The sequence below is a fragment of the Synergistaceae bacterium genome (assembly GCA_017443945.1).
GTDB lineage: Bacteria > Synergistota > Synergistia > Synergistales > Aminobacteriaceae > JAFUXM01.
In genome coordinates this window covers 21029-27028 of sequence record JAFSXS010000002.1, presented here as the reverse complement: position 1 = coordinate 27028, position 6000 = coordinate 21029, and the positions used below count along the sequence as shown (strand labels likewise).

The following is a 6000-nucleotide window of genomic DNA, read 5'->3' as shown; positions in this document are numbered from 1 at the left end:
TGGGAAGAATGAATTTATAAGCGCGATAAATTATTTGCATTAAAGTCTTTCGGAAACACACATTTATAATTACGGGTGGGGAAAAAGAGCGCGAGAAAAAACGGGTTTTAGGGGTTTTGTCTCGCACACGTACAACAAATTTTTATAAATATTCAAGTTTTTAGCTCAACAAAAATATTTTGTCATGGTTTTCCGAAAATGTTTATTGTAAATGTATATAGAAAATTAAGTGCGTTGACTATATAAACTATGTGCTAATATTATTTGCCAGTATAAAATTTTATAAGGAGGAATTATCCGTGAAAAAAATAGCAGTTATCCCCGGCGACGGCATAGGCCCGGAAGTCATTGGCGCGACTCTTGAAGTGTTAGAACGCGTCGGAAAATTCGAATTTCAAAGTGTCGCAATGGGAGGCAACGCAATAGATAAATACGGCGAACCTTTACCGGCTGAGAGTCTCAAAATTTGTCAGGACTCAGACGCTACACTATTAGGCGCAGTAGGAGGACCGAAATGGGACAATCAACCTCCCGAAAAACGCCCCGAAAAAGGTTTACTGGGAATACGTGCAGGATTGAAAGTTTTTGCGAATATAAGACCTGCGAAAATTTTTGCTCCCCTCGCTGGTGCCTGCCCATTACGCAAAGACATTGCAGAAAAGGGAATAGATTTTATTATAGTTCGTGAGTTGACGGGCGGAATTTATTTCGGCGAACATAAATATTTTACGACTCCTGAGGGCGAACGCGCAGCAAGTGATTTAATGCAGTACTCCGAACACGAAATCAGGCGCATAGCTCATGTAGCTTTCAAAATGGCAATGGGACGGCGAAAAATTGTTACTTCCGTTGACAAAGCAAATATCTTGAACACTTCACGATTCTGGCGCGAAATTGTCGAGGATGTCGCGAAAGATTACCCCGAAGTCAAATTAAATCATTTATACGTCGATAATGCGTCAATGCAGTTAATTCGAGTCCCTTCAGAATTTGACGTTATTGTAACAGAAAATACTTTCGGCGATATTCTTTCAGATGAAGCGAGTCAAATCGTAGGTTCTATCGGAATGATTCCCAGCGCTAGTTTAGGTGAAGACAATCGCGGACTATATGAACCTATTCACGGTTCAGCCCCTGATATTGCAGGTCAAGACAAAGCTAATCCGATCGGGACAATTTTAGCAGGTGCTATGATGCTGCGTTATAGCTTTAACATGAATAATGAAGCTGACAAAATAGAGAATGCCGTTGATGAAGTTTTGCGCGAAGGTTTGCGGACTCCTGATATTTACACTGAAGGCACGAAATTAATTACAGGCTCGCAAATGAAAGCAGCGATAATCTCTAAGTTGTAGAGCAAAGAAATTTTTTGTGCTATAATGCGTCTGTTGTGTGGAAACGTGGCCGAGCGGTCGAAGGCGTGCGCTTGGAGAGCGTAAGAGCAGAAATGCTCCCAGAGTTCGAATCTCTGCGTTTCCGTTGTTGATAAAAGCTCCCCCGATTGAGTTCAGGAGAGCTAATTTTTTAGTTGCTGCAATCATAAACAAATGCCGGCGGAATATTGAACATCACAAAACGAGTCTTGATCTTCGCAAATTTTTTCTGCAAAACGTGCCGCATTATCGATGAATACTGATACGCGACGAAATGTCCTCCCGGTTTGAGAGCTTTTACTACAGCGTCAAGGATTCTAACTGTCATTTTTCGCGGCAAAACAGTAAACGGAAGACTCGATATTACGTAATCAAGTTGATTTATTCCGAATTCCTGCATGTGAGTTATTAATTTCTGAGCGTCGCTGTGAAGTGTTAATCCCCCGTGCGAGTGGTGCTCGTCCTTGATTAATTTTTGCAGATCAGGATCTATCTCGAAGACTAAAATTTTTGCGTCAGGTTTTGCACGTTTGACTATTTCGCGCGTAAATACTCCCGTTCCTGCGCCTAATTCTGCTATAAAATTTGCGTTTTCCCAGTCAACCCGGTCTAACATTGCACGTGTCAAAAATTTTGAACTCGGTGTAACGCTGCCGATTCTGCCGGGCGATTTTGCAAAGCGTTTCAGGAATATAAATTTTTCTCTGAAGTGCATTTGTATTTTCCCCCAAAATTAATTTACTTGCTATTATTATACAGGTGAGATTATATTTTGCTTGATTAATTTATAATTTTTCCGCGTATAACATGTTGAAATTGTATCAAAATTTTTATAATCCCGCAGGCAGTCAGTCTCCTGTACGTCCAGGCAGCTAGATTCTATTTTCCGTGCCAATAATGCAAATATTCACTGAGACAAAACTTAATTTTATGGTATATTATTTGTAAATAAAATTTTTAAGGAGGTTATCTCAAATTGAGAATGTTAAAAAGTGTTTTACTTGCTGCAGTCATTATTTCAATGGCTGTTCCGGTTTATGCAGGAATCCAGCCTTCAAATTCTTCATTCATAACTAGGCACACCCCCCCCCCCCAAGTTTCCATTGCTGCTGACAGCGGTCTCCCAGTGTCTTATGATTTAAGAGATTACGGCAGAATACCTCCAATCAGGGAGCAAAATCCTTGGGGAACATGCTGGTCATTTGCTGCCTTGAGTTCCGTTGAAAGCAATTATTTGACGCGATTGTTAAGTGATGACGAATATGCAAAGGTTGCAAATTTTGCGGGTGAACTTGCCGACTCAAGAGATGTAAACTTTTCTCCGCTTCATTTGGCCTGGTTTGCAAAAAATGACGCTGACAGAACCAGAGCTATTTTTACTAATGCCGACACAGAGGAAAAAGCCTGGGCTAATTCAATGTCGGGTACTGATTCTGGAGCGATCTTTGAGGGAGGATTTCCTAATGTGAGTCTGGCTTATTTTACACGACTTGACGGCCCGATATTGGAAACGGATATGCCCTATTTTTCTTATGAATTTATCAATGAAATGGGATATTCAAAGGATATATGGCTAACGTTAAAGCAAAACAATGCTTGTCCCTTGTATCGTGAATTTTATTCTTTAGCAATATTGAAAGATGTAGTTAGTCCGGATAAAATACCTTCAGTATCTAATACAGCTAATATTGCCGGAGGAAGCTTTGACGTGAAACTTAGGCTTACTGATGCGTTGTTCGGTTCTAAAGTAACTACGGGAATAGTTATAGGAGCGCGTGATGATATTGATGCAACGGATTCTGTATTAAGACCTGATCCGGCAATGACGAAACGTTTAATAATGCAGTACGGCGCAGTTGAAATGTGCTATTTGGCAATTCATAACGAAGCATATCTAAATCGTCCCAATCATGCCTTTTATTATGACGGAAAAGATAATGTTTCCGTAAATCATGCCGTAGCAATAATAGGATGGGACGATAATTACCCAAAAGAAAATTTCAATGAAGCTCATCGGCCTAAGATTAACGGTGCGTGGCTTGTCCGTAATAACTGGAATACAGATTGGCCAAATCCTGAAGACAAAGTTACTGGTAACCCTGACGGCGGATATTTCTGGCTTACATACGAGCAGCCTATCCAATTAACTTTAGCCTATATTGTTGAAGACATGCCCGAAAATATTAGAGTCTACGAACATGATCCGATGGGATATTGCAAAGAAGCAGGTTATAAGGACAATAAAACCGCATGGGCAGCCAACGCCTTCAAAGTAAAATCAAGCGGTGAAAGACTTGAAGGTATTTCATTCTATACAACCGACAGCAATGCAAAAGTAGAATGGACAATTTATACTCAGGCTGATAGACCGGCTATAGTACCCTATGATGACACTGCTAAAATAATTTTGTCAGGCTCGGACACTTTTGAATATCCCGGCTATCACACCGTTAAATTTTCAGGTTCAGATCAGAAATCTTTGACTAAGGGCGAATATTTTACAGTGGTCTTGAAGATTACGAACTCAGAATATTACTGCCCTGTTGCTGTCGAAGTTAAAATCAAAGGATATTCAAATTTTGCTGCTGTCCACGATTTTGAGAGCTGGTTTTCGGCAGACGGCGAGAACTGGGAAGACGGGACTTCTACATACTTAGAGGAAACGGACTCGACGACCGGAACAGTAACACTAATGCAGACTCCGATGAATGCTTGTATAAAAGCCTTCACGATTGATGATAACCCTTCAGATTCAGAGGCTGATCCTGTTAAAGATTTAATTATGTACAAGCTGGTTAATGATTTTCCTGCGTCCACGAAAGCTAATATTTCAGTTCCTGACCGTCCTGTGTCCGGAAGATTCATTTTAGCTGTAAAATCTGTAAACGCAGAGGGTAAGCCTACTGCTTGTTTTGATGATGGAACGGAAGTTACTTTTTATCTTGTGAACAAAGATATGGCGAGTATTTATGTATCGTCAAAAGATACGACTATTCCGAACGAAATGGGACTTCTTCAGCTTGATAGTGTCGAATACAAAAGTTTATTTGAAAATGGTTACGAACCTGATGAATATTGGAAAACGTCAAGCGATAAATTTAAAGTTTACGGCGTTGAATATCCTGTGTACGGGCCGTTTGTCTCTACTGCTGCAATGAGCCTCTTTTATCTTAATGTCGATCAACTTGAATACGGCGGAAGCTCCATAAAAGATGACGGCATGTGGGGAGCAATACCTGACGGAACATATGATGTAATTTTCTTCGAGAGCGGCGACGCAAATCCATTCAAAGCCTGTATAACGCTGCAACTTGCGGGAACAACTCCCAAAACTGCTGGAATGGTAAAGAATGCAGAACTTACAGAAGAAAGCCTTAACAAAATGAGACTATCTCTCGGTCTTGACTCTTCAGAGACTGTCTGGTTTGTTCCTAATGGAATGTGGAACGGTGCTAACAATATCGACGATTTAACCGATGCACAGAAAAATTTAATTCCCAGCACTCAGACTATCCAGCTTGCATTACCTACGATAGGGGTTACTGAATCGGCCGCAAATTTTTATTATGTATTCGCAGTTCCGAGAAATATTTTGACTAATGCCAAACTCGTTGAGGGAGACGAAATATTTTTACACTTACTGCCGGATAACGGGTCAGGCGGAGTCGAATTAAGCGCAGAATCGGAAAATTATAAATTCTTTGACGATGACGGAAATGTTATAACAAGAGTACCTGCTGAAGGCGATATTAATGTTGCTGTGTATCTTGAAAAAGGGACTTATATTCCTGTAATATCGACTTCAAACTCGGAGGCTGATGACGGCGACACTGACACTGACGATGACAGCGATAAAGAAAGTTCGCAATACTCAGGCGGCGGCAGTTCGGGCTGTAATATTGGCTTGAATGCGGCGTTAATTATGCTTGCCGGAATTTCGTTAACAAATTTCATAAGAAAAATCAGGTAATACTGAAATCTAATTTTGCTTCCCTCGTGTGTTATCATGACGGGGGAATTTTTTCATTGCAGGAGGTTTATTCATGAAAAAATTATTATATTGCGGAGGCCGTAATTATTTAAGCAGAGCGAACTGACAAAGGTTATCAGGGTATCAGAAAGATTCATAAAAATAGTCTTCATCCAATTAAAACCAGAAAAAAAGTTCCACTCACTGATAATCAGAAAGCATATAATCCGCTTAAGATTTGTCATAGAGCGAGTAAACGGCATTCTTAAACGCTTTTAGGATATTATCATCATATAGAAATTCACCTAAAAATTTACTTTCCGAAAGTGTTTGTTATGAATATCTCGTCAGAAAATTTGCGGACGACATCGGCCACACAGCACAGGAATTTTACACTAAATGCACTGTAGTATGGATAATAGTCAATAAAGTGGACATAAAAAACTAAAATTAGTTAATTTTTTGTCCCAAATTCTGCTTCTTTCTCATTTAGGAGAAAGTCCATTATTAGCACTATGAGGACGTTTAGTATTATAAAATCCTATAGACTGCTTTACGTCTTTTAATTGCAAAAACTTTCGCCTACTTATTTCCTATTTTTCAAAAATTTAAAACAAGACTCTACAGCTGCATTATCATATAGACAAGCAGTATTTG

3 protein-coding genes and 1 tRNA gene are annotated in these 6000 nt (G+C 39.8%); 3 read left to right on the top strand and 1 reads right to left on the bottom strand.

The features are described 5' to 3' along the window. The first annotated feature begins 272 nt into the window (after positions 1 to 272). A complete protein-coding gene (leuB, locus tag IJT21_00330; protein ID MBQ7576693.1) occupies positions 273 to 1355 on the top strand; it encodes a 3-isopropylmalate dehydrogenase in 1083 nt (360 codons plus the stop codon). Between the two features lie 39 nt (positions 1356 to 1394). Beyond that, a tRNA-Ser gene (locus tag IJT21_00325) sits at positions 1395 to 1479 on the top strand. Positions 1480 to 1524: 45 nt separating this feature from the next. On the opposite strand, the gene IJT21_00320 is transcribed toward IJT21_00325, so the two are convergent. Then, entirely contained in the window at positions 1525 to 2088 is a 564-nt protein-coding gene (locus IJT21_00320; GenBank protein ID MBQ7576692.1) for a methyltransferase domain-containing protein, read from the bottom strand. A 261-nt stretch (positions 2089 to 2349) separates the two neighbouring features. On the opposite strand from IJT21_00320, the gene IJT21_00315 reads away from it, so the two are divergent. Beyond that, on the top strand, positions 2350 to 5343 hold the full coding sequence (locus IJT21_00315) for a hypothetical protein (protein MBQ7576691.1): 2994 nt from the start codon (positions 2350 to 2352) through the stop codon (positions 5341 to 5343). The last annotated feature ends 657 nt before the right edge of the window (positions 5344 to 6000 follow it).

Excerpts from the sequence above, each read along its gene's own strand:
- IJT21_00320 (MBQ7576692.1), bottom strand. The coding sequence starts at position 2,088 with ATGCACTTCAGAGAAAAATTTATATTCCTGAAACGCTTTGCAAAATCG.